This is a genomic window from Streptomyces caelestis (assembly GCF_014205255.1).
Lineage (GTDB): Bacteria > Actinomycetota > Actinomycetes > Streptomycetales > Streptomycetaceae > Streptomyces > Streptomyces caelestis.
On the sequence record NZ_JACHNE010000001.1, the window covers coordinates 5,063,822 to 5,085,687 of the forward strand.

A 21,866-nucleotide genomic window follows, 5' to 3' on the forward strand; every position below is an offset into this window, starting at 1 on the left:
CCACCGACGCGAGGAACGCCAGGATGGACGACGAACCGCTGAAGGATTGGGCGGAACGCCGTGACGCGAGGATCGGCCGACTTCGCGCCGTGCCTGCCGTGCCCGGCGACGGGCCCAGGGCATCGCATCTGAACCCGGATGCACCCCGCGCCATCGAGCGCTGGAACGGGCACGCATGGGAGCTGTACGGGTTCGCCGCCAGCCTGGCCGAGGCCCAAGCCATCCTGTACCCGGAGGCCAACGAGCCCTCACCCCCAGGGCCGGTGCCGAAGCCGCTCGGCTCCGGCACCGGCAAGCACCGCAAACCCCAGGCACCCAGGCCGGACGGTGGCGGCCGGGCACAGAGGTGATCAACGCCGCCGCGTCTGAGGCTGCTGCGGGCATGGCGCGGCGGGGTGCCCCTCGACGTAGTGCGCTTGACCTTGAAGTGCTTCTTGCTGGTGGGGCGCTTGGCGGCGGTGCCGTCGCCCGGCTTCAACCGCCTCAGTCCGTAGCCGACTTCGAGCTGGCGGGCCTCACGCTGGACGGCCCGCTGGTCGTAGTCGCGCTTGGGGCGGCGGCCGTCCTGGCGTACGAGGGTGGCGGCGATGTGGATGTGGTCGTCGGCGTGGTGGACGGCAACCAGCGGCATGCTTCCTCGTCGCCTTCGGGGGCGATGCCGGTGGCGGCCACGATCCGGCGGGCGATGTCCGCCCACTCGGCGTCGGTGAGGATCGGGTCCTGGGGTGCGGCACGGACGGGGCAGTGCCACACGGTGTATTTGGGTGCCTTGCCGCCCAGCATCTTCACGGGCTGGTCGAGCTGTGCGACGAGCTGCGCTTCCACTTCCGTCGGGTCGTGGTGAGGGCCGCGGCCGGGGTCGGGGGCGAAGTCGTTCCAGAAGGCCACCAGGGGCGGGTCGACGTGCTCTCTGAGCACCTCAGCCACTCGGACCCTGGCTTCACCGTCCAGCGAGACGCGCACCCGCAAGGCGATCGACGACGCCTTCACGGGAGCCGACGTGGAAGGCGACCCACCCGGCACCCAGGGCACATACCGTGCACCCAGCGAATCCAATGTGCCCCGGCCGCCTGACGGCCCCTCTCCGACACCAAAAAAGGGCGAGGCCCGAAGACCTCGCCCGCAGCCAGTGAAACCCCAGCTCAGGGCCACACAAGGCAATAAGGCTGATGCCCCGCCTCATGCAGCCGGTGCGAGAAGTCCTGCCACTCGTGCAGCAGTTGGTACACGTTGAACGCGTCCCGAGGCCCGCCCCGGTCCGGGACCGTCGACCAGATGAAGGCCGCCGCGCCCACCGTCTCCTCGCCGATGCCGCGCAGGGGGTCGACGACGGTCATCGGGAGTTTGACCACCGCGTAGTCGGGGTGCAGGACGACCAGTTCCAGGGGCGGCACCTTGTGCAGGGGGACGCCCTCGATGCCCGTCAGGACCATGGCCGCCATGGTCTCCGGCTTGATCTTCGTGAACATGCCGTTCATGCCGAGCTCGTCGCCGCCGAGTTCCTCGGGACGCATCGAGATCGGGACGCGGGCCGCGGTCGCGCCGTCCGGCGCGCCGAAGTACTTGTACGTCACCCCCACCCGACCACCATTCCTGCTCCCGGCCCGAAGATCTTCCACCCGGCGTTCAGTACGTCCGTCGAACCGCTCCGGTTCACTCGGCAGACCCTGAGTACGACGTAGTTCCTGCGTGTCCTCCGCTTCGCGCCGGTGCCTTCCCCGCCGGGCACGTCGAGGACCCAGGTCATCAGTCCCCTCGCCCAGTCCGCCACCGCGATGCATATCTCCACCCGACTGCTTTTCTAGGACGCGTCGCCCCCGCCGCGCAACCCGATCATCGTGTCAGTGACCTCCCCCGCGGTCGCTCGCCGAAACGTGCGCTGAAACAACTGTCCGCGGGATCTACGCAGCGTCCGACCACCCTGGGCCGCTTGAGCTGTGTGTATCACGTCCCAGTCTCGCAGACGACGGAGGTTCGGGGACCGGTTGCAGGGCACTGTCCTACCCTGAACAGGTCACTCACACCCGGAGTCCGACGTCGTCGGAGAAGGTCGGAGAAGTCGCAGGTCATGAGCGAACTGGCATATCCGTATGAAGCACCGGCCTCGCAGGCTCTTTTCGACCGTGCGGCGGCCGTCACACCCGGTGGCGTGAACTCGCCGGTGCGGGCCTTCCGCGCCGTCGGCGGCACACCGCGGTTCATGGTGTCCGGCAAAGGGCCGTACCTGACCGATGCCGACGGGCGGGAGTACGTCGACCTCGTGTGTTCCTGGGGGCCCATGATCCTCGGGCACTCGCACCCCGAGGTCATCGCCGCCGTGCAGGACGCCGTCGCCCGCGGTACGTCCTTCGGCACGCCCGGTGAGGGCGAGGTCGCGCTCGCCGAGGAGATCGTCGCCCGGGTGGAGCCGGTCGAGCAGGTGCGGCTCGTGTCCAGCGGGACCGAGGCGACCATGTCCGCGATCCGGCTCGCGCGCGGGTTCACGCAGCGCAGCAAGGTGATCAAGTTCGCCGGGTGCTACCACGGGCACGTCGACTCGCTGCTCGCCGCCGCCGGCAGCGGCGTCGCGACGTTCGCGCTGCCCGACACCCCGGGCGTCACCGGCGCCCAGGCCGGCGACACCATCGTCCTGCCCTACAACGACCTCGACGCCGTGCGCGCCGCCTTCGCCGCCCACTCCGGCGAGATCGCCTGCGTGATCACCGAGGCCTCGCCGGGCAACATGGGTGTCGTACCGCCCGCGGACGGCTTCAACCAGGGCCTCAAGGACCTCTGCGCCGAGAACGGCGCCCTCTACGTCTCCGACGAGGTCATGACCGGGTTCCGGACCAGCCGGGCCGGGTGGTACGGGGTCGACGGGGTCCGGCCCGACCTCATGACCTTCGGCAAGGTGATGGGCGGCGGGTTTCCGGCGGCGGCCTTCGGCGGGCGCGCGGACGTCATGGCGCACCTCGCCCCGGCCGGACCCGTCTACCAGGCCGGCACCCTCTCCGGGAACCCCGTCGCCACCGCGGCCGGGCTCGCCCAGCTGCGCCTCCTCGACGACGCCGCCTACGACAAGGTCGACGCCGTCTCCGCACAGATCCAGGAGCTCGTCACCGGGGCCCTGACCAAGGAGGGCGTCGCGCACCGGCTGCAGACCGCCTCCAACATGTTCTCCGTGTTCTTCACCGACCGGCCCGTGCGGAACTACGAGGACGCCAAGGCGCAGGAGTCGTTCCGCTTCGCCGCCTTCTTCCACTCGCTGCTCGCGAACGGCGTCTACCTGCCGCCGTCGTCCTTCGAGTCCTGGTTCGTCTCCACCGCGCACGACGAGCGGGCCGTGCAGCGGATCGCCGACGCCCTCCCGGCGGCGGCCCGGGCGGCCGCGGAGGCCACGGCATGAGCGACCAGAAGAACAGCGACATCACCGTCGTCCACGTCATGCGGCACGGCGAGGTCGCCAACCCGGACGGCATCCTCTACGGGCGGCTGCCCGGCTACCACCTCTCCGACCTGGGCCGGCGCATGGCCGACCGGGTCGCCGAGCACCTCGCGCCCCGGGATGTGACGTACGTCGTCGCCTCCCCGCTGGAGCGGGCGCAGGAGACGGCGGAGCCGATCGCCAAGGCGCACGGGCTGGACGTCGCCACCGACGAGCGGCTGATCGAGGCCGGGAACATCTTCCAGGGGAAGACGTTCGGCGTCGGGGACGGGGCGCTGCGCAGGCCCGGCAACTGGAGGCACCTGCTCAACCCGTTCCGGCCGTCCTGGGGCGAGCCCTACGTCGACCAGGTCGTGCGGATGATGAGCGCGCTGAGCGCCGCGAAGGACCGGGCCCGGGGGCACGAGGCCGTCGTGGTCGGCCATCAGCTGCCGATCTGGATCGTGCGGTCGTACGTCGAGCGGCGGCGGCTCTGGCACGACCCGCGCAAGCGGCAGTGCACGCTGGCGTCGCTGACGACCTTCACGTACCGGGGCGACCGGATCGTTTCTGTCGGCTACACCGAGCCGGCCCGCGATCTCGTCCCGGCGCATCTCCTCGCCGGTGCCAGGCCGGTGAAGGGGAAGGACAAGGCGTTCGGCGCATAGGCCCTTTCTGTTCGCTTCTGACGCCCTCGTTACGGAATCTGCAAATATCGGCGGAACCTCCCCGTTCATCACGTCCTCTGACTGGGTGACCACCAGAGAACGTGATGAACGGGGATGCGATGCGCACTCTCACCCGCAGGGGAGCACTCGGAGTCGGCGCCGGAGCCGCCGCCGCCGTCGGACTGGCCGGCTGCGGCAGCCTCACCTCGTCGGACGACACGAACCATGCGGGAGGTTCCCCGGGCAAGGGGACCGGCAGCCCGAAGCCGACCGCCCGGCCGATCGGCGACGGCTCCACCGCCTCCACCGGCAAGCAGCCCCACCAGCCCGCCAGGCCCGAGCCGCTGGAGCCGGGTCAGACCCCGCCGCAGTTCGTCGTGTTCTCCTGGGACGGCGCCGGCGAGGTCGGCAACGGACTCTTCCCGCGCTTCCTGGACCTGGCCAAGGAGCACGGCGCGAGCATGACCTTCTTCCTGTCCGGGCTGTATCTGCTGCCCGAGTCGAAGAAGCGCCTCTACGACCCGCCGAACAATCCGCGCGGCGCCTCCGACATCGGGTACCTCACCGACGCGCACATCAAGGACACGCTGAAGAACGTCCGCCGGGCCTGGCTGGAGGGCCACGAGATCGGCACGCACTTCAACGGGCACTTCTGCGGCGAGGCCTACGGCTCGGTCAAGAACTGGACGCCGCGGCAGTGGCGCAGCGAGATCGACCAGGCGAAGTCCTTCGTCAAGGAGTGGCGCACCAACACCGGCTGGACCGACCTGCCCTCGCTGCCGTTCGACTACGACAAGGAGCTCGTCGGCGGCCGTACGCCCTGTCTGCTCGGCCAGGACAACCTGCTGCCCACCGCCCGCGAGCTGGGCTGGCGCTACGACGCCTCCTCGCCCGGCGGCCGTCAGGTGTGGCCGGTGAAGCGGCAGGGGCTCTGGGACCTGCCGTTGCAGCAGATACCTTTCCCCGGCCGTGGCTTCGAGGTCCTGTCCATGGACTACAACATGCTGGCGAACCAGTCCATCAGCACCACGAAGGCCCCGGCGCACAACTACCCGGGCTGGCGGGAGCAGTCGGCCCAGGCGTACATCCAGGGATTTAAGCGGGCATACGAGACAAATAGGGCACCTCTCTTCATCGGCAACCACTTCGAGCAGTGGAACGGCGGCATCTACATGGACGCCGTGGAGGAGGCCTTCAAGCACATCGCGCGGGAGAAGGAGAAGGGCGCGGATGTGCGCCTCGTCTCCTTCCGGCAGTTCGTCGACTGGCTGGACGTGCAGAAGCCCGAGGTGCTCGACAAGCTGCGCACGCTGGAGGTCGGGCAGCAACCGGCCGGTGGCTGGAAGGGGTTCATCGGAAAGGCCCCGGCAGGCGCCGGTACGCCCTCCGGGAATGCCGCCTGAAATGCGGTTTTCCGCCCGCAAGGGGGGTGGGCGAGAGCCCCGGAACGGACATGCGAAACTTTTCACATGAGTGCCGCCAGCCGCGCCCCCCTGCGCTCGAACCGCTCGACTCGTACGACCCTCCCGACCCGGGTCCGTCGCCGCGCCGCCCTGACCGCCGGTGTCGCCGTGGCCGCGCTGCTCGTCACCGCGTGCGGCTCCGGCGGCACCTCCGGCGGGGGCGGCAACACCAACTTCGTCACCGGCACCGACGGCATCGCGACGGCCGCCAAGGGTGAGCGCGCCCCGGCACCCGACCTGTCCGGCAAGACCATCGACGGCAAGACCCTCGACGTCGCCGACTACCAGGGCAAGGTCGTCGTCCTCAACGTGTGGGGATCCTGGTGCAACCCCTGCCGGGCCGAGGCCAAGTACTTCGCGAAGGTCTCCAAGGAGTACGCCGGCAAGGGCGTGCAGTTCGTCGGCATCAACACCCGGGACACCAACCTGAAGTCCGCCGCCGCCTTCGAGAAGGACTTCGGGATCTCCTACCCGAGCCTGTACGACCCGACCGGCAAGCTGATGCTCCGCTTCGAGAGGGGCACGCTCAACCCGCAGACGGTCCCCTCCACGCTCGTCCTGGACCGGGACGGGAAGATCGCGGCCCGTTCGCTGTCCGCGCTCAGCGAGGAACGGCTGCTGAAGATGCTCAAGCCGGTCGTCGCGGAGAAGTGACGTGAGCGCGCTCACCCTCGCCGCGGTCGCGGACCCCAACGGCACGGTGCTCAACGGCGCCCTGCTGGTGGCCCTGCCCATCGCCCTGCTCGGCGGACTCGTCTCCTTCTTCTCGCCCTGCGTGCTGCCGCTCGTGCCCGGCTATCTGTCCTACGTCACCGGGGTCGCCGGCACCGACCTCGCCGAGGCGCGGCGCGGCCGGATGGTCGCGGGCGCCTCCCTGTTCGTGCTCGGCTTCACCGCCGTGTTCGTCTCCTCCGGGGCGCTGTTCGGTTACTTCGGCAACACGCTCCAGGAGCACAAGGACGTCCTGTCCAAGGTGCTCGGCGTGCTCATGATCCTCATGGGCGTCTTCTTCATGGGCCTGATGCCCTGGTTCACCCAGCGCGAGTTCCGGCTCCACCGCAAGCCGGTGGCCGGGCTGGTCGGCGCGCCCCTGCTCGGAGCGCTGTTCGGGATCGGCTGGACTCCCTGCATCGGCCCCACCCTGGCCTCCGTGCTGGCCCTCTCCTCCGACCAGGGAAGCGCCGGACGTGGTGCCGCCCTCACCGTCGCGTACTGTCTGGGCCTGGGCGTGCCGTTCGTGCTCGCCGCGGTCGCCTTCCGCAAGGCCCTCGGCGCCTTCGGATGGATCAAGCGCCACTACGTCTGGGTGATGCGGGTCGGCGGCACCATGATGATCGTGACCGGTCTGCTGCTGCTGACCGGCGCCTGGGACCGCATCGTGCAGGAGATGCAGGTCTGGTCCGACGGCTTCACTGTGGGGATCTGATCCATGAGCAAGACCACCGCCTCCGACCCGGCCCCGACCGCCGCCGAGAACCAGGAGCTGGGCGACGCCGGATCCCAGCTGTCCACCGCCCCCACGGAGGAGTCGCCCAACCTGCCCTCCCTGGGCGTCCTCGGCTGGGCCCGCTGGTTCTGGCGGCAGCTGACCTCCATGCGGGTCGCGCTGCTGCTGCTCCTGCTGCTCTCCCTCGGCGCGATCCCCGGCTCGCTCATCCCGCAGTCCGGCCAGGACGAGACGAAGGTCGCCGACTTCCGCAAGGGCAACCCCACCCTCGGGGACGTCTACGACAAGCTCGGCCTGTTCCACGTCTACAGCTCGGTGTGGTTCTCCGCGATCTACATCCTGCTGTTCGTCTCCCTCATCGGCTGCATCGTCCCCCGCACCTGGCAGTTCGTGGGCCAGCTGCGCGGCCGCCCGCCGCGCGCGCCCAGCCGGCTGAACCGGCTGCCCGCCCACACCACCTGGCGCACCACGGCCGAACCCGAGCAGATCCACAGCGCCGCCCTGGCCCTGCTGAAGAAGCGCCGCTTCCGCGCCCACCTCGCCGGTGACGCCGTCGCCGCCGAGAAGGGCTACCTGCGCGAACTGGGCAACCTCGCCTTCCACATCGCCCTCATCGTGCTCCTGGTCGCCTTCGCCTGGGGCCAGCTGTACAAGTCCGAGGGCAACAAGCTGGTCGTCGAGGGCGACGGCTTCTCCAACACCCTCACCCAGTACGACGACTTCAAGTCCGGCAGCCTCTTCACCTCCGACGACCTGGTGCCGTTCAGCTTCAACCTGAAGAAGTTCACCGGCACCTACGAGCGCAGCGGCCCCAACAAGGGCACCCCGCGCGTCTACCAGGCCGACCTCACCTACAGCGCCGGCCCCTACGGCAAGGACGAGAAGACCACCGTCCGGGTCAACCACCCGCTGGAGATCGGCGACGCCAAGGTCTACCTGGTCAGCCACGGCTACGCCCCGGTCATCACCGTCCGCGACGGCAAGGGCAACGTCGTCTACGACGACGCCGTACCGCTGCTGCCGCTCGACGCCAACGTCACCTCCTCCGGCGTCGTCAAGGTCCTCGACGGCTACCGCAACCCCGAGGGCAAGAAGGAACAGCTCGGCTTCAACGCGTTCTTCGTGCCGACCTTCGGCGGCGCCGCCAGCGGCACGATGCTGTCGCAGTTCCCCGCGCTGGACTCCCCGGTGCTCGCGCTGTCCGCCTACCACGGCGACCTGGGAGCCGACTCCGGCATCCCGCAGAGCGTGTACCAGATGGACAAGACCAACATGAAGGAGTTCAAGGACTCCCAGGGCAAGCTGTTCAAGAAGCTGCTGCGGCCCGGCGAGACCATGGAGCTCCCGAACGGCGCAGGTACGGTCACCTTCGGCAAGGACATCAGGGAGTGGGCCGGCTTCCAGGTCGTCCAGGAGCCCGGCGGCGGCTGGGCCCTCGCCGGGGCCCTCGCGGCCATCGGCGGCCTCGCCGCCTCCCTGTTCATCCAGCGCCGCCGCGTCTGGGTGCGCGCGGTCAAGGGCGCCGACGGCGTCACCGTCGTGGAGATGGCCGGCCTCGGCCGCAGCGAGTCCGCCAAGGTCCCCGAGGAACTCGGCGACCTCGCCGGGATCCTCTACGACCAGACACCGGCCGCGCCCGGCCCCCACGACCCCGCAGATTCCCCCGACACCGACCAGGAGCCGGGTACCGAAACCCCCGTACCTGCCGAAGGGGCTGAGAAGCAGTGACTCTCGCCGCCGCCACCAACGAAAACCTCGCGAACATCAGCAACACGCTGATCTACTCCGCGATGGCCGTCTACACCCTGGCCTTCTTCGCGTACATCGCCGAATGGCTCTTCGGCAGCCGCAGCAAGGTCGCCAGGACCGCCGCCGCGCTCACCGCCAAGCCGGCCGAGGTGAAGAAGGCGCCCGCCGTCACCGTGAACCAGGCCGGCGGCACCGCCGTCCTGGAGCGGCCGAAGGTCACCGTGCGGGCCGCGACCGGTCAGCGGGACGTGCCGGACGGGCCCGGGGCGCACGGCGGTGACGAACAGGGCGACCTGTACGGCCGGATCGCCATCTCCCTCACCGTGCTCGCCTTCCTGGTCGAGCTGGGCGGCGTCATCGCCCGCGCGGCCTCCGTGGAGCGGGCGCCGTGGGGCAACATGTACGAGTTCAACATCACGTTCTCCACGGTCGCCGTCGGCGTGTACCTCGGGCTGCTGGCGCTGAAGAAGAACGTGCGCTGGCTCGGCCTGTTCCTGATCACCTCGGTCCTGCTGGACCTGGGCCTCGCGGTCACGGTCCTCTACACCGCCAGCGACCAGCTGGTCCCGGCCCTGCACTCGTACTGGCTGTACATCCACGTCTCCACGGCGATCTTCTGCGGCGCGGTCTTCTACGTCGGCGCGGTCGGCACGATCCTGTACCTCTTCAAGGACTCCTACGAGAACAAGCTCGCGAGCGGCGGCACGCCCGGCACCTTCGCGACGTCCGTCCTGGAGCGGCTGCCCTCCTCCGCCTCCCTCGACAAGTTCTCCTACCGCGTCAACGCGGCCGTCTTCCCGCTGTGGACGTTCACGATCATCGCGGGCGCCATCTGGGCCGGTGACGCCTGGGGCCGCTACTGGGGCTGGGACCCGAAGGAGACCTGGTCCTTCATCACCTGGGTCGCCTACGCCTGCTACCTGCACGCCCGCGCCACCGCCGGCTGGAAGGGCCGCAAGGCCGCCTACCTGGCCCTCATCGCCTTCGGCTGCTGGCTGTTCAACTACTACGGCGTGAACATCTTCGTCTCCGGCAAGCACTCCTACGCGGGCGTGTAAGCTCCCGACACCCCCACTCCGGCGGGCCGGCTCCTGTGATTCCACGTCACGGGAACCGGCCTTCGTCGTCTCGGGGTGCTCAGTTGACGCCGGCCGCGGTGAGCCGGTCCAGGTAGGCGTGGAGGGCGCCCGCGCCCTCGACCATGACCCTCGTGCGAGCCGTCAGGGCCTCCCCGCGCGCCGCGATCGCCGCCCGCAGGGCGTCGCTGCTGCCCTCGCGGCGCAGCCCCTCCAGCACGGGCCGGATCTGGTCGAAGAGATAGTGACTGCGGCGCAGCGTGTGCACGAGCCGGGCGTCGCGCACATCGGCGGGTTCGTAGACCCGGTATCCCGTGCCGCGCTCGCGCCCCGGCGTGAGCAGCCCGGCCCCCTCCCACACCCGTAGCGCGGACGTCCGTACGCCCAGCAGCGCGGCCACCTCCCCGATGCGCAGCCCGCCGGAGCGCGGCAGCGGGGCGGGCGGCTCCTGCGCCAGCATCTCCAGGGCCTCGCTCGCCGCCCGCAGGGAGACCCGCTCCTCGTGCAGGGCGGCGTGCGCGGCGTCGACCAGCGCGAGCGCGCCCGGGACGTCCCCGTCGTGCAGGGACCGCATGATCTCCGCCGCTCTCACCGGCCCGTACCCCCGCATCAGCGCCCGGTACGCCAGCAGCGCGCCGCGGTGCACGTCCCCGAAGACGCGGTAGCCGGACGCGGTGCGGGCGGCGGGCGGCAGCACACCGGCGTCCTCGTAGTTGCGGATCTGCTGCGTCGAGACACCGGCCAGCCGGGCGAGGTCGACGGGACGGAGACGGCGTTCGTTGGTCATCGATTTGAAGGTTACGGCAGGCAAACCAGCGCTGTTGGCGAAAAAGCCTCAACACCGCACTTCAATGGAAGACTTGAAGGAATGGACAACAGCATCCGGGTCACCGGCGCCCGCCTCCACAACCTCAAGAACGTCTCCCTCTCCCTCCCGAAGAACAAGCTGGTCGTCCTGACCGGCCTGTCCGGCTCCGGCAAGTCCACGCTCGCCTTCGACACCCTCCACCGGGAGGGCCAGCGGCAGTACCTGGAGTCACTGGGCATGGTCACCGGCTTCGCCAGTAAACCCGCCGTCGACTCGATCAGCGGCCTGTCCCCGTCCATCAGCGTCGACCAGCACCTCACCAACCGCAGCCCGCGCTCCACGGTCGGCACGGTCACCGAGGTGTTCACGTACCTGCGGCTGCTGTGGTCGCGGATCGGAACCCGCCCCTGCCCCGGCTGCGGCAAGAACATCCCGCCGTCGTACGCCAACGAGGCGGAGGCCGGCACCACGGCCGACGAGGACGCCGAGGGCGAGCAGACCCCCTGCCCGCACTGCGGCACCCCCGTGCCCGAACTGGTGATGGGCTCCTTCTCCTTCAACAAGCCCGCGGGCGCCTGCCCGTCCTGCACCGGCCTCGGTGAGGTGATCCGGCCCGACGTCCGGCGCTTGGTCGACGGCTCCCGCGCACTGGCCCAGGGCGCGGTACGCGGCTGGAACCCGAAGCTCACCGAGTGGAACCTCACCGTGCTGCGGGCCGCCGCCCGCCACTACGGCCTCACCTTCGACGCGGACCGCCCGGTCGACGAACTGGACGTGCCGCAGAGGGACTTGCTTGTCCACGGCGTCGAAAGCCCCGAGTTCCGGCGGCACTTCCCGGCGGTCGACCCGCCGGCGTCCGTGTCGGCGGGCCGTTTCGAAGGGGTCGCCACGGCCCTGCTGCGGCGCTACACCGAGCGCGCCGACGACCCCGAGTACCGCGAACGGGCCGAGAAGCAGGGCCTGGTGAAGCAGCCCTGCGGCCAGTGCGAGGGCACCCGGCTGCGGCCGGAGAGCCGGGCGGTGACCGTGCACGGGCTGACGATCGTCGAGGCGGCACGACTGCCCCTCACCGAACTCGGCGGCTGGCTGGCCGCCCTGAAGGAGCGGTCGGCCGGGGACGAGTGGCTGCTCGTGGAGCCGGTCGTCGCCGACCTGGAGGAGCGGGTACGGCGCCTGGTGGACGTCGGCGTCGGCTACCTCGGTCTGGAGCAGTCCACGCCGAGCCTCTCCGCCGGGGAGACGCAGCGGCTGCGGCTGGCCGCCCTGCTCGGCTCCGGCCTGACCGGTGTGCTGTACGTCCTCGACGAGCCGACCATCGGCCTGCACCCCTCGGACACCGCCCGCCTGATCGGCGTCCTGCGCCGCCTGCGCGACCTGGGCAACACCGTGCTGGTCGTCGAGCACGACCTGGACGTGCTGCGGGCTGCGGACCACGTGGTGGACGTCGGCCCGGGGGCGGGCCGGGACGGCGGCCGGATCGTGGCGGCGGGCACGCCGGAGGAGGTGGCCCGGGCCGAGGGCTCGGTGACCGGCGCGTATCTGTCGGGCCGGCTGCCCGCGCCCGAGTCGCGTCGACGCGGCGACAGCGGCAGGGCGGTCGTGATCCGCGGGGCCCGGGCCCACAACCTCAAGGACGTGACCGTACGGATCCCGCTGAACCGCCTGGTGACGGTCACGGGCCCGTCCGGCTCGGGCAAGTCGACGCTGCTGCTGGACATCCTGGGCCGGGCCGCCCGCCGGCACTTCCACGGGGCGGGGGAACTCCCGGCCGAACACGACGGCATCGACGGCTGGGAGCACCTGTCCAAGGCCGTCCTCATCGACCAACAGCCGATCAGCCGCGTCCCGCGCTCCAACGCGGCGACGTACTCGGACGTCTTCACGCCGATCCGGGAGGTCTTCGCCGCGAGCAGCGAAGGACGCCTGACAGCGGGCCGGTTCTCCTTCAACGTGCCGGGCGGACGCTGTGAGCGCTGCGAGGGCGCGGGCGTGCTCACGGTACGCATGCACTTCCTCCCGGCCGTGGAGGTGCGCTGCCCGGGGTGCCGGGGCCGCCGCTTCCGTCCCGAGGTGCTGGCGGTGCGGTACCAGGGGTACGACATCGCGCAGGTGCTGGAGGCGACGGTCGACGAGGCGCTCGGGGTGTTCCGGGACGTGCCCGCCGTGGCCGGCCGGTTGCGGCGCATGGCGGACGTCGGCCTCGGCTACCTCCCCCTGGGCCAGCCCGCCACCACCCTCTCCGGCGGCGAGGCCCAACGCCTCAAACTCGCCAGGGAGCTGGGACGGCGAACGACCGGACGCGCGCTGTACCTGCTGGACGAGCCGACGACCGGCCTGCACGCCGCCGACACCGCCCGCCTCCTCGACGTCCTCCAGCGCCTCGTCGACGCGGGCCACTCGGTCGTGACCATCGAGCACAACCTGGATGTCGTGCGCGCCTCCGACTGGCTGATCGAACTGGGGCCCGGAGGCGGAGCGGCCGGGGGACAGTTGATGGTGGAAGGATCACCCGGTACCTGAACCTTTCCGGACCCCCGCACGTCTTCGCTCCGTATCCGATGAGCCGGAACCCCAGCTCCAGAAGGAGGCGTACCGATGAAGACGCCACTCCAGCGCGGCAGACGCGCACTCGTGTGGGGGCTGCCGGCGGCGGCCGTTGTCTTGCTGTCCGTGGGCTGCACGTCCCCGTCGTCGCCGGACGACGGCGGGCAGGCCGAGGCGTCCTGCGCGTACATCGTCGAGTACGACAACCGCAGATACGTGGGCAGAGGGGAGACCGTTCCCGTGGCGGAGTCGCTCGGCGCCGCCACCCGCCCGGCGTGCGACGACACACCCAGCGACGGTGATGACGGAGAGGGACCGGCCCTGATGACCGCGTTCGCCCTGAAGGGGGTGGACCCCAGCGTCGCCATCGCGGTCGCGGAGGACACCGACCGGTACCGTCTCGTCGTCGCCGACGACCTCAAGGGACTCCCGCCCGAACTCAAGAAACTGATCGACCGCTACTGACCCCCGCCCGCGCCTCAGCCCTGCCGCTCCAGCACCGCGTAGTCCGCGAAACTGCGCCGGTAGCGGGTGTGCAGCGTCTCCTGCGTGTGCCTGCGCTGCCATTCCTCGACCTCCGCCGGGGCCGAGCAGGGCCCGGAACCGGCCCCGCAGTCCGCGTCCTCGCCGGAGACGCAGTGCGCCTCGTACTCGGGCAGGGCCGACGCGTCCTGGACGATCGTGTACGGGACGTACCGAAAGATCCGGCGCCCCGCCGGTTCTCCGCCGTGCACCTCTCGCTGGTGCCGGCGGAGCAGGACGTTCGCGTCGGTCACGGCGCTCGCGTCGAACGCGGCACGCGCCTTGTCGCGCCGGGCGGCGAGCTCCTCGCATGCCGCACACCCGGGTACCGGTGCGGGAGGCCGGGTGGGATCGGCCGACAACCCTTCCCTGGAACGGTCGTTGGCCGCGCGTACGCCCGCCCTGAGCCGCTCCTCCAGCGTCGCGACCCGGATCCGCGCCGGGTCGGCCTGCCACTCCCGGCCGCCGCCGACCGGGCGCAGCATCACGTACGGGCCGGTCTTGTCCTGATACTCGCCGACCTTGCGCGTTTCAGGGTCGTAGACGAGCGTTCCCGGTTCCATTCCCTGCACCTCCGTAACTCTGGGTGTATCGAGCGTTGCGCAGGGGAATGGGCCGGTTCAATGCTTGGCGTGTGACACCGGTGCACTGTCACGGAGGGGGAGGCCGTGAGTCGACGGAACGGCGGGGCGGAGTCGGGGGCGAGCACGGCCGCCGTGTTCGGGGAGGTGCTGCGGCATTTCCGCGAGGCGGCGCTGCTCACGCAGGAGGGTTTGGCGAGGCAGATCCCGTGCGACCGCTCGCACGTGGCGCGGGTGGAGGCGGGGACGAGGGTTCCGCAGGAGGGCTTCGCGAAGAAGTGCGACGAACTTCTGGGAACGGGTGGGGTGTTGCTGCGGTTGTGGGGGCGGATCGACTGGTATCCGCAGGTGGAGCATCCTGACTGGTTCCGGCGGCGGGCTGAGATGGACGAGGTGGCCGTCGCCCTGCGGGAGTACCAGGAGCGAGTGATCCCGGGGTTGTTGCAGACGGCGGACTACGCGCGTGCGCTGTTCAGCCGCCGTGGTGCGGACGCCGAGGAGGTGGACTCACGCGTCCGGGCTCGTCTGAGCCGACAGCAACGCTTCCTGGCCGACGGCGGTCCGCTGTACGTCGTCATCCTCGACGAGAGCTGCCTGCGCAACGGAGTGGGCAGCCCGGAGGTCATGCGCGAGCAGTGCGCGCACCTGCTGGCGGTCGGGCAGCGCCGCAACATCCGTATCCAGGTGGCTCCCTCAGACGCCTTCGGGCTCGTTCGGCCCCGAGGATCCATGTCGCTGATCGAACTGGCTGACGAGCGATGGGTGTACTCGGAGTCCCTGGACCGTGGCCACTTCAACAACGATCCGGCCGTCTACCAGCGGCATTCCCAGACCTATGATGTGCTCAGGGCCGACATCCTGTCAGCCCGCGAATCCGCCGCTCTGATCAGCGACGCGATGGAGGGGTACGAGCATCATGGACCGCTACGAGCTCTGCGCGGCGCACTGGATCAAGAGCAGCCGCAGCGACGACAACGGCGGCAACTGCGTGGAAATAGCCCCCGGTTTCCCCGACACCGTCCCCATCCGCGACAGCAAAACCCCTGACGGCCCGATCCTGCTCGTCACCCGATCCGCCTGGTCGGCGTTCGTCGGCTCCGTGCGCTGACTACTGCCCGCTCAGCATCTGCAGGATCCGGTTGGCCGCCTCCGCGACCGGCTGCCCCACGGCCCCGACGGCCGCGGCGATCGCGGCGACGGCCATCAGCGCACGGTGCCGCTCCTCGGGAGGCGCGGCGTCCGCGGCCAGCACCGGCAGGGACTCGTCGATGAGCTGCGCGCTGGGCCGCGGCAGCTGGTCGCGCAACTCACGGACGCCCTGGAGCAGTTCGGCGAGGGCCAGCCGCAGGGCGGGATCCACGGTGTCGCCGGTGGCCCCGTTCTTCACGATGCCCGTGTTGCCGCTGCCGCCGTGCATGTTGATGTTGTCGCCGTAGTAGTAGTTGTTGCCGCTCATGCCGCGATCCCCACGTTTCCGCTGCCGCCGTACATGTTCACGTTGTCGCCGAAGTAGTAGTTGGCGGGCGAGCTGATGGTGAGCCGCTCCACCGTCACCTGGAACTCGGTGTCGGGGTTCTCCAGCGCGCCGGCGACGTAGCCCACGAGCTGGTCCAGGTGCTGCGGGTTGCGGCTGGTCACCATCGCGGTGGACGGGCCCGCCGTCTCGATGGCCAGGACGTAATGCGACTGCGCGGTGAGGACGGAGAGCATGTCCACGAGGAAGTAGATCAGCGCCGCGCCGGATCCGAGCCACACGAACGTGAGGAGTCCGCTGCCCGCGGACCTGCTCGCCATGAACGTCACACTGCCGATGATCGACAGGCCGATGGCCACCGCCAGGGTGATTCCGGCGTGCTTCAGGAAGCGCAGGACCGCCTCCTTGCGCTTCGGATGGAGGGTGAACGTGTACACCCGGGCGATGTTCCGCAGTGGATAGGCGGCCCCGTCGACCCATAACAACCGCTTGCCGACGCGCAGTTCGACGTTGGTCATGGCCTGGGGCGGAGTGGCGGGCGGGGGTGGGAAGTCCCACTGCCCCGGGGGCTGCTGTGTCTCCATGAAGTCCTTCTGAGGGCCTGCGAGTCCAAAGCGACAGTCGTCACTGTGTGAGCACTATTGACGACCATGCGTTTCCCGAGAGCAAGTCTATTGATGAACCAGTTGGCCCCTTCCGGCGTCACAGTGCTGACGGAAAGGGCCGGCGGGGGACATGAGGCCTTCGGCAGCGACTACATCAAGACGGAGAAGGTTCGGCAGGCCGTACTCCTGCCGGGCGGGCCGTAACCCGGGCTCAGGGCTCGTCCCGCCTGGGATCGTCGTCCCGCTTCTCGTCGTCGAGGGACTTCAGGAACTCGGGGTTGTCGTCGGGCGCCACCCACTGCCGGGGACGGCCACCACCCGCGGCAGCGCTCCGCTTCTTGCCGGCGATCAGCCAGGAGATCGAGCCGACGAGCGGAAACAGCAGCACGAGGATCGCCCACAGCGGCTTGGGCATGTGACGGATGTCGTCGTCCTTCGTGCTGATGCAGTCGATGAACGCGTACACGCTCAGCGCCAGCGGCACGAGGAACATCAGTACCCGGAGCATGCGCGGCCTCTCAGCGAAAGCGGGTGGGCGGTTCAGGGCCAGGGTAGCCGCTCGGGGATACTGGACCGCATGGCTTACGACGATCTTCGCTCCCTGCTCAGGGCTCTGGACCGCGAGGGCGACCTCAAGCGCATCAAGGCCGAGGTGGACCCGTATCTGGAGGTCGGGGAGATCGTCGACCGGGTGCAGAAGGCCGGCGGTCCCGCGCTGCTCTTCGAGAACGTACGCGGGTCGAGCATGCCGCTCGCGATGAACGTGTACGGCACGGACCGGCGCCTGTTGAAGGCGCTGGGCCTGAAGTCGTACGGCGAGATCTCGGAGCGGATCGGCGGGCTGCTGAAGCCCGAACTGCCGCACGGCTTCGTCGGCGTGCGCGAGGCCTTCGGGAAGCTCGGCGCGATGACGCACGTACCGCCGAGGAAGGTGAAGGAAGGGCCGGTGCAGGAAGTCGTCCTGACCGGGGACGACGTGGACCTGGAGCAGCTGCCCGCCCTGTTCACGTGGCCGAAGGACGGCGGGTCGTTCTTCAACCTGGGGCTCACCCACACCAAGGACCCGGAGACGGGCGTCCGCAACCTCGGGCTGTACCGCCTCCAGCGCCACGACAAGCGCACGATCGGCATGCACTGGCAGATCCACAAGGACAGCCGCAACCACTACCAGGTGGCGGCCCGGCGCGGGGAGCGGCTGCCGGTCGCGATCGCCTTCGGGTGTCCGCCCGCCGTCACGTACGCCTCCACCGCGCCGCTGCCCGGAGACATCGACGAGTACCTGTTCGCCGGGTTCCTGGCGGGCAAGCGGATCGAGATGGTCGACTGCAAGACCGTGCCGCTCCAGGTGCCGGCGCAGGCGGAGGTCGTGATCGAGGGCTGGCTGGAGCCGGGGGAGATGCTGCCCGAGGGCCCCTTCGGCGACCACACCGGCTTCTACACGCCGCAGGAGCCCTTCCCGGCCCTGAAGATCGACTGCGTGACGATGCGGAAGCGGCCGCTGCTGCAGTCGATCGTCGTCGGCAGGCCTCCGACGGAGGACGGACCGCTGGGTCGTGCGACGGAACGCTTCTTCCTGCCGCTGCTGAAGATCATCGTGCCGGACATCGTGGACTACCACCTGCCGGAGGCGGGCGGCTTTCACAACTGCGCGATCGTCTCGATCGAGAAGAAGTACCCGAAGCACGCGCAGAAGGTCATGCACGCCATCTGGGGCGCGCACATGATGTCGCTGACCAAGCTGATCGTCGTCGTCGACGCCGACTGCGACGTCCACGACCTCCACGAGGTCGCCTGGCGGGCGCTCGGCAACACCGACTACGCCCGCGACCTCAGCGTCGTCGAGGGGCCGGTCGACCACCTCGACCACGCCTCCTACCAGCAGTTCTGGGGCGGCAAGGCCGGTATCGACGCGACGAAGAAGTGGCCCGAGGAGGGCTACACGCGCGACGGCGGCTGGCCCGACATGGTGGAGTCCGATCCGCAGACCGCGGCGAAGGTGGACCGCCGCTGGAAGGAGTATGGGCTGTGACTTCCGCTTCCGCGGCGATCCCTCAGCCGGGACGCACGAAGGCCTTCCTCCGGCTGGTGATGATCGAGCACTCGGTCTTCGCGCTGCCCTTCGCCTACATCGCCGCCCTGACGGCGATGTACCAGTGGGACAAGAACGTCCACTGGGGCCGGCTGCTGCTGGTCACCATCTGCATGGTGGGGCTGCGCACCTTCGCGATGGCGGTCAACCGGATCATCGACCGGGAGATCGACGCGAGGAACCCGCGCACGGCGCACCGGGAACTGGTGACCGGCGCGATGTCGGTGCGGCACGCGTGGACGGGGGCCCTGATCGCCCTGGTCGTCTTCCTCGGCGCGGCGGCCCTGCTCAACCCGCTGTGTCTGGCGCTGGCGCCCATCGCGGTGATCCCGATGGTGGTCTACCCGTACGGCAAGCGGTTCACGAACTTCCCGCAGGCCATACTGGGCCTCGCGCAGGCGATGGGCCCGGTCGGCGGCTGGCTGGCGGTCACGGGTTCCTGGTCCTGGGACGCGGTGATCCTCGGTCTCGCCGTCGGTGTCTGGATCGGTGGCTTCGACCTGATCTACGCCTGCCAGGACGTCGAGACCGACCGCGAGATCGGCGTCATGTCCGTCCCGGCCCGCTTCGGCATCCCGGCCGCCATCTGGGCCGCCCGGGCCTGCCACACCCTCACGACGGCCCTGTTCGTCTGGTACGCCCTGGCCACCGAAGCCGGCGCCTTCTTCTGGCTGGGCCTCCTGATCGTCGCCGCCGCGTTCCTCTACGAACACAGCATCGTCCGCCCCCATGACCTGTCCCGAGTGAACAGGGCGTTCTTCAGCGTCAACGGCTTCATCGGCATTGCCCTGTTCGTGTGTGCGCTGCTTGATCTCTTGGTTCGGGGCCTGACCGTGTAGCTACGGTGCGGCCTACCATCGAGGGCAGGACCCCAGGGAGGCCACCGTGACCGTCTCGGGCATCGACCGCCTGCACTCGCAGCTCAGCAAGCTGGAGGACATGTTCCCCGGCTTCCTGACGGAGATTGTCGAGGGCAGCATCGTGATGAACCCGGTCAGGCCGTTCCACGGGAAGACCATCCAGCGGCTGTGGTCCATCGTCGAAGGCCAGTTGCCGGAGGGATGGGCCCTCGTGAGCGATGTCGCGTTCCCCTTCGACGATGCCAACGAATTCTGCCCCGACCTCGCCGTCATTCCGGCCGAGGCCGAAGCTGAGAACCGCAGCGCGTACCCCGCAGACCTGATCGAGCTCGTCGCCGAGGTGGTGTCCCCGGAAAGTGTCCGCCGTGACTACGAGATGAAGCCCCGGTGGTACGCCTCGCGAGGCATCGCCAACTACCTCGTGCTCGATCCGCTCAAGGGCCACGTCGTGACCATGTGGAACCCCGGCCCCGACGGCTACCGAGGCCGCGACACCATCTCGTACGGCCCCGAACTGGCCATCGACTCCTCGCTCGGCAAGCTGTCGATCCCCACCGCCCGGCTCCCGGTGGACCCGAAGGCGCGTTCCTAAGACGCGAGCGCTCGGCTCGCCGCCGGCCGGCGGAAGAGGAACGCCGCCGCCACCCCCGCCAGCAGGCCCAGCAGGTGGCCCTGCCAGCTGACGCCCGTCTGCGTGGGGGCGAGGCCCGCCAGGATGGAGCCGCCCCAGATCGCGGCGATGAGGATGCCGACCAGGACGCCCAGGGGGCGGCGCTCGACGAAGCCGGTGATCAGGAGGAAGCCGAAGAGGCCGAAGATCAGGCCGGAGGCGCCCGCGGTGTTGGTGTGGGCCGGGGCTATGAGCCATACGCCCAGGCCGTCGACGATCACGATCAGCGCGCAGACCAGCAGGAAGCGGCGCAGGCCCGCGAGCGCGGCGAGGAAGCCGAGGACCAGCAGCGGCACCGTGTTCGCGGCCAGATGGCCGAAGCCGAAGTGGATGAAGGCCGACGGGACGACGTCGACCAGCTCGGACGGGGCGCGCGGGGTGACGCCGAAGCCGTCCAGCGCGTGGCCGCTCACCACGTCCGCCACTTCCAGCAGCCACAGCAGCGCGATCCAGGCCAGCATCAGCTTGCCCGCGGTCAGCGCACGGCCGCCGCGTGACCACCCGGCTCCCGCACCCGACATGGCGACCCCCAGTGCTCGCTCGTCCTCTCCGGGGAACGCCCGGCCCCCCTTGGCCGGTTCCCACCCTGCGACGCCGGATAGGCTCGGTGTTGTGAACCCAGTCAAGCCAGGCGAGACACCGCGTACGCCTTGGATCGTAGGGGTGTCCGGCGCCTCCGGCACCCCGTATGCCGCTGCCGTGCTGCGGGCCCTCCTCGCCGCCGGCGAGAGCGTCGACCTCGTGGTGTCCCGCGCCTCCCGGCTCACCCTGCTCGACGAGACCGGGATCTCCTTCCGGGACGCCCACTGGCAGGACGACCTGCGGGAATGGCTGTCCCGGGGCGCCGACGGCAAGCCCGGCACGTTCTCCGTGGACATCGACGCCGTACGGCACTGGAGCGCCGGCGACCTGGCCGCCGGGCCCTCCTCGGGGTCGTACCCCACCCAGGGCATGCTGATCGTGCCGGCCTCGACCGCGAGCGTGGCCGGGGTCGCGCTCGGGCTGTCGAAGGACCTGTTGCAGCGGGCGGCGAGCGTGACCCTGAAGGAGAGCCGCCCCCTGGTCGTGGCCGTACGCGAGACCCCGCTGAACGGCCAGACCCTGCGGCACCTGGTCACCCTCGACGACGCGGGCGCGGTCGTCGTACCCGCCTCGCCCGCCTTCTACGCGGGCGCGACGCACATCCAGGACCTGGTGGACTTCGTCGCCGGACGCGTACTCGACGCGGCGGGCGTGCCGCACGGGCTCTACCGCCGTTGGCAAGGTGAGCTCGGCGGCGGATCACACCGCGCCGGCTGAGCCACACCCCTGCACGGCATCTGGTACGTCATCACAACCACAGACTTTTCGGACAACTTCAGCGGAAGGCTTCGATCGCAATGGACGCGGTGGACAGGCAGCTCATCCAGGCCCTGAGGGAGAACGGCCGGGCCTCCTACGCGGAGCTGGGACGCCTCGTCGGACTGTCGGGACCCAGCGTCACCGACCGGATCAACCGGCTGGAGGCGGCCGGTGTCATCACCGGCTACCGGGCCACCGTCGACGCCGCCTCGCTCGGCCTCGGCGTCACCGCCCTGATCGGCATCTCGCTCTCCGACGCCACCGACCACGAGGACGTGGCGCAGCGGCTGCGGGACCTCTCGGAGATCGAGGACTGCTGGTTCATCGCGGGCGACGACTCGTACATGCTCAAGGTGCGGGCGGAGAACGTGGACGGCCTGGAGAAGATCATCCGGCGGCTCAGCGGCACGAAGGGCGTGTCCCGGACGCGTACGACCATCGTGCTGTCCACCAAGTGGGAGAACCGGGTCGGGGAGTTGCCGGAAGAGGCGTAGGCGCGTAGCGCCGTATGGGGGTCCCCCCGCCCGGAGGGTGGGGGAGTACGGTTGGTCGGGCTGTCTGAGAAA

General features: G+C 70.0%; 24 protein-coding genes and 1 pseudogene. 17 read left to right on the forward strand and 8 right to left on the reverse strand.

Going from position 1 to position 21,866, the window contains the following annotated elements; translation table 11 throughout:
* Positions 1-23 precede the first annotated feature (23 nt).
* Positions 24-350, forward strand: coding sequence for a DUF6087 family protein (locus HDA41_RS23190; RefSeq protein WP_184993658.1), 327 nt, complete (start codon positions 24-26; stop codon positions 348-350).
* A gap of 11 nt (positions 351-361) precedes the next feature.
* Here the strand turns inward: HDA41_RS23190 and HDA41_RS23195 are convergent.
* Positions 362-783 (reverse strand): annotated as a pseudogene (locus tag HDA41_RS23195) (relaxase/mobilization nuclease domain-containing protein); the annotation flags it as partial.
* A 359-nt stretch (positions 784-1,142) separates the two neighbouring features.
* Positions 1,143-1,781 carry a hypothetical protein gene (locus HDA41_RS23200; RefSeq protein WP_184986802.1) on the reverse strand — a complete coding sequence of 213 codons (639 nt, stop codon included), beginning with the start codon at positions 1,779-1,781 and terminating at the stop codon, positions 1,143-1,145.
* A 287-nt stretch (positions 1,782-2,068) separates the two neighbouring features.
* On the opposite strand from HDA41_RS23200, the gene hemL reads away from it, so the two are divergent.
* The 7 genes from hemL to ccsB all read left to right on the forward strand — a co-directional run bounded on the left by hemL (position 2,069) and on the right by ccsB (position 9,788).
* Positions 2,069-3,385, forward strand: a complete 1,317-nt coding sequence (gene hemL / locus HDA41_RS23205; protein ID WP_184986804.1) for a glutamate-1-semialdehyde 2,1-aminomutase — start codon at positions 2,069-2,071, stop codon at positions 3,383-3,385.
* Positions 3,382-4,071: a histidine phosphatase family protein gene (locus HDA41_RS23210; RefSeq protein WP_184986806.1), complete on the forward strand. Its 690-nt coding sequence runs from the start codon at positions 3,382-3,384 to the stop codon at positions 4,069-4,071. The genes hemL and HDA41_RS23210 overlap by 4 nt, the downstream gene beginning before the upstream one ends.
* Positions 4,072-4,190: 119 nt before the next feature.
* Positions 4,191-5,474: a polysaccharide deacetylase family protein gene (locus HDA41_RS23215; RefSeq protein ID WP_184986808.1), complete on the forward strand. Its 1,284-nt coding sequence runs from the start codon at positions 4,191-4,193 to the stop codon at positions 5,472-5,474.
* A 66-nt stretch (positions 5,475-5,540) separates the two neighbouring features.
* Positions 5,541-6,188: a TlpA family protein disulfide reductase gene (locus tag HDA41_RS23220; protein ID WP_184986810.1), complete on the forward strand. Its 648-nt coding sequence runs from the start codon at positions 5,541-5,543 to the stop codon at positions 6,186-6,188.
* 1 nt (position 6,189) lies between these two features.
* Positions 6,190-6,960 (forward strand): cytochrome c biogenesis CcdA family protein, encoded by a 771-nt coding sequence (locus HDA41_RS23225; RefSeq protein ID WP_184986812.1) that lies wholly within the window; start codon positions 6,190-6,192, stop codon positions 6,958-6,960.
* A gap of 3 nt (positions 6,961-6,963) precedes the next feature.
* Positions 6,964-8,709, forward strand: a complete 1,746-nt coding sequence (gene resB / locus HDA41_RS23230) for a cytochrome c biogenesis protein ResB (protein ID WP_184986814.1) — start codon at positions 6,964-6,966, stop codon at positions 8,707-8,709.
* Complete coding sequence (ccsB, locus tag HDA41_RS23235) at positions 8,706-9,788, forward strand: c-type cytochrome biogenesis protein CcsB (RefSeq protein WP_184986816.1); 1,083 nt, start codon at positions 8,706-8,708, stop codon at positions 9,786-9,788. Before resB ends, ccsB begins: the two co-directional genes overlap by 4 nt.
* A gap of 79 nt (positions 9,789-9,867) precedes the next feature.
* Here the strand turns inward: ccsB and HDA41_RS23240 are convergent, their stop codons facing one another.
* A complete protein-coding gene (locus tag HDA41_RS23240) occupies positions 9,868-10,593 on the reverse strand; it encodes a MerR family transcriptional regulator (RefSeq protein ID WP_184986818.1) in 726 nt (241 codons plus the stop codon).
* Positions 10,594-10,674: 81 nt separating this feature from the next.
* Here HDA41_RS23240 and uvrA point away from each other — a divergent pair, with 81 nt between their 5' ends.
* Both uvrA and HDA41_RS23250 read left to right on the forward strand, forming a co-directional pair.
* Entirely contained in the window at positions 10,675-13,134 is a 2,460-nt protein-coding gene (uvrA, locus tag HDA41_RS23245) for an excinuclease ABC subunit UvrA (RefSeq protein ID WP_184986820.1), read from the forward strand.
* A gap of 75 nt (positions 13,135-13,209) precedes the next feature.
* Entirely contained in the window at positions 13,210-13,623 is a 414-nt protein-coding gene (locus tag HDA41_RS23250; protein ID WP_184986822.1) for a DUF6281 family protein, read from the forward strand.
* Between the two features lie 14 nt (positions 13,624-13,637).
* On the opposite strand, the gene HDA41_RS42320 is transcribed toward HDA41_RS23250, so the two are convergent.
* A complete protein-coding gene (locus HDA41_RS42320; protein ID WP_184986824.1) occupies positions 13,638-14,243 on the reverse strand; it encodes a DUF7848 domain-containing protein in 606 nt (201 codons plus the stop codon).
* Between the two features lie 105 nt (positions 14,244-14,348).
* Here HDA41_RS42320 and HDA41_RS23260 point away from each other — a divergent pair, with 105 nt between their 5' ends.
* Positions 14,349-15,308, forward strand: a complete 960-nt coding sequence (locus HDA41_RS23260; protein ID WP_184986826.1) for a helix-turn-helix domain-containing protein — start codon at positions 14,349-14,351, stop codon at positions 15,306-15,308.
* Positions 15,256-15,369 (forward strand): DUF397 domain-containing protein, encoded by a 114-nt coding sequence (locus tag HDA41_RS41465; protein WP_230299441.1) that lies wholly within the window; start codon positions 15,256-15,258, stop codon positions 15,367-15,369. Before HDA41_RS23260 ends, HDA41_RS41465 begins: the two co-directional genes overlap by 53 nt.
* Here HDA41_RS41465 and HDA41_RS23265 read toward each other — a convergent pair whose 3' ends face one another.
* The 3 genes from HDA41_RS23265 to HDA41_RS23275 all read right to left on the reverse strand — a co-directional run bounded on the left by HDA41_RS23265 (position 15,370) and on the right by HDA41_RS23275 (position 16,848).
* On the reverse strand, positions 15,370-15,717 hold the full coding sequence (locus HDA41_RS23265) for a hypothetical protein (RefSeq protein ID WP_184986828.1): 348 nt from the start codon (positions 15,715-15,717) through the stop codon (positions 15,370-15,372).
* On the reverse strand, positions 15,714-16,319 hold the full coding sequence (locus HDA41_RS23270) for a DUF6232 family protein (protein ID WP_221511585.1): 606 nt from the start codon (positions 16,317-16,319) through the stop codon (positions 15,714-15,716). Before HDA41_RS23270 ends, HDA41_RS23265 begins: the two co-directional genes overlap by 4 nt.
* A 232-nt stretch (positions 16,320-16,551) precedes the next feature.
* Entirely contained in the window at positions 16,552-16,848 is a 297-nt protein-coding gene (locus HDA41_RS23275) for a PLD nuclease N-terminal domain-containing protein (RefSeq protein WP_184986829.1), read from the reverse strand.
* Between the two features lie 69 nt (positions 16,849-16,917).
* Between HDA41_RS23275 and HDA41_RS23280 the strand changes: the two genes are divergently transcribed.
* Genes HDA41_RS23280 through HDA41_RS23290 form a run of 3 tightly spaced genes read left to right on the forward strand, consistent with a single transcriptional unit; the run spans position 16,918 to position 19,881 of the window.
* On the forward strand, positions 16,918-18,369 hold the full coding sequence (locus HDA41_RS23280; protein ID WP_184986831.1) for a menaquinone biosynthesis decarboxylase: 1,452 nt from the start codon (positions 16,918-16,920) through the stop codon (positions 18,367-18,369).
* Positions 18,366-19,268, forward strand: a complete 903-nt coding sequence (gene mqnP / locus HDA41_RS23285; protein WP_184986833.1) for a menaquinone biosynthesis prenyltransferase MqnP — start codon at positions 18,366-18,368, stop codon at positions 19,266-19,268. The genes HDA41_RS23280 and mqnP overlap by 4 nt, the downstream gene beginning before the upstream one ends.
* Before the next feature lie 46 nt (positions 19,269-19,314).
* Positions 19,315-19,881: a Uma2 family endonuclease gene (locus tag HDA41_RS23290; protein ID WP_184986835.1), complete on the forward strand. Its 567-nt coding sequence runs from the start codon at positions 19,315-19,317 to the stop codon at positions 19,879-19,881.
* Here the strand turns inward: HDA41_RS23290 and HDA41_RS23295 are convergent.
* Positions 19,878-20,480, reverse strand: coding sequence for a rhomboid family intramembrane serine protease (locus tag HDA41_RS23295; RefSeq protein ID WP_184986837.1), 603 nt, complete (start codon positions 20,478-20,480; stop codon positions 19,878-19,880). The two genes, HDA41_RS23290 and HDA41_RS23295, sit on opposite strands and share 4 nt — an antisense overlap.
* Positions 20,481-20,571: 91 nt before the next feature.
* On the opposite strand from HDA41_RS23295, the gene HDA41_RS23300 reads away from it, so the two are divergent.
* Complete coding sequence (locus HDA41_RS23300; protein WP_184986839.1) at positions 20,572-21,258, forward strand: UbiX family flavin prenyltransferase; 687 nt, start codon at positions 20,572-20,574, stop codon at positions 21,256-21,258.
* A gap of 80 nt (positions 21,259-21,338) precedes the next feature.
* Positions 21,339-21,794: an Lrp/AsnC family transcriptional regulator gene (locus tag HDA41_RS23305; protein WP_059424549.1), complete on the forward strand. Its 456-nt coding sequence runs from the start codon at positions 21,339-21,341 to the stop codon at positions 21,792-21,794.
* Positions 21,795-21,866: the final 72 nt, after the last annotated feature.

Coding starts and splice junctions, on each gene's coding strand:
- HDA41_RS23240 (WP_184986818.1), bottom strand. CDS start 10,593: ATGACCAACGAACGCCGTCTCCGTCCCGTCGACCTCGCCCGGCTGGCC.
- HDA41_RS23220 (WP_184986810.1), top strand. CDS start 5,541: ATGAGTGCCGCCAGCCGCGCCCCCCTGCGCTCGAACCGCTCGACTCGT.
- HDA41_RS23250 (WP_184986822.1), top strand. CDS start 13,210: ATGAAGACGCCACTCCAGCGCGGCAGACGCGCACTCGTGTGGGGGCTG.
- HDA41_RS23190 (WP_184993658.1), top strand. CDS start 24: ATGGACGACGAACCGCTGAAGGATTGGGCGGAACGCCGTGACGCGAGG.
- HDA41_RS23210 (WP_184986806.1), top strand. CDS start 3,382: ATGAGCGACCAGAAGAACAGCGACATCACCGTCGTCCACGTCATGCGG.
- uvrA (WP_184986820.1), top strand. CDS start 10,675: ATGGACAACAGCATCCGGGTCACCGGCGCCCGCCTCCACAACCTCAAG.
- hemL (WP_184986804.1), top strand. CDS start 2,069: ATGAGCGAACTGGCATATCCGTATGAAGCACCGGCCTCGCAGGCTCTT.
- HDA41_RS23215 (WP_184986808.1), top strand. CDS start 4,191: ATGCGCACTCTCACCCGCAGGGGAGCACTCGGAGTCGGCGCCGGAGCC.
- HDA41_RS23200 (WP_184986802.1), bottom strand. CDS start 1,781: ATGCATCGCGGTGGCGGACTGGGCGAGGGGACTGATGACCTGGGTCCT.
- resB (WP_184986814.1), top strand. CDS start 6,964: ATGAGCAAGACCACCGCCTCCGACCCGGCCCCGACCGCCGCCGAGAAC.
- HDA41_RS23305 (WP_059424549.1), top strand. CDS start 21,339: ATGGACGCGGTGGACAGGCAGCTCATCCAGGCCCTGAGGGAGAACGGC.
- HDA41_RS23270 (WP_221511585.1), bottom strand. CDS start 16,319: ATGGAGACACAGCAGCCCCCGGGGCAGTGGGACTTCCCACCCCCGCCC.
- HDA41_RS42320 (WP_184986824.1), bottom strand. CDS start 14,243: ATGGAACCGGGAACGCTCGTCTACGACCCTGAAACGCGCAAGGTCGGC.
- HDA41_RS23275 (WP_184986829.1), bottom strand. CDS start 16,848: ATGCTCCGGGTACTGATGTTCCTCGTGCCGCTGGCGCTGAGCGTGTAC.
- HDA41_RS23280 (WP_184986831.1), top strand. CDS start 16,918: ATGGCTTACGACGATCTTCGCTCCCTGCTCAGGGCTCTGGACCGCGAG.
- HDA41_RS23295 (WP_184986837.1), bottom strand. CDS start 20,480: ATGTCGGGTGCGGGAGCCGGGTGGTCACGCGGCGGCCGTGCGCTGACC.
- HDA41_RS23265 (WP_184986828.1), bottom strand. CDS start 15,717: ATGAGCGGCAACAACTACTACTACGGCGACAACATCAACATGCACGGC.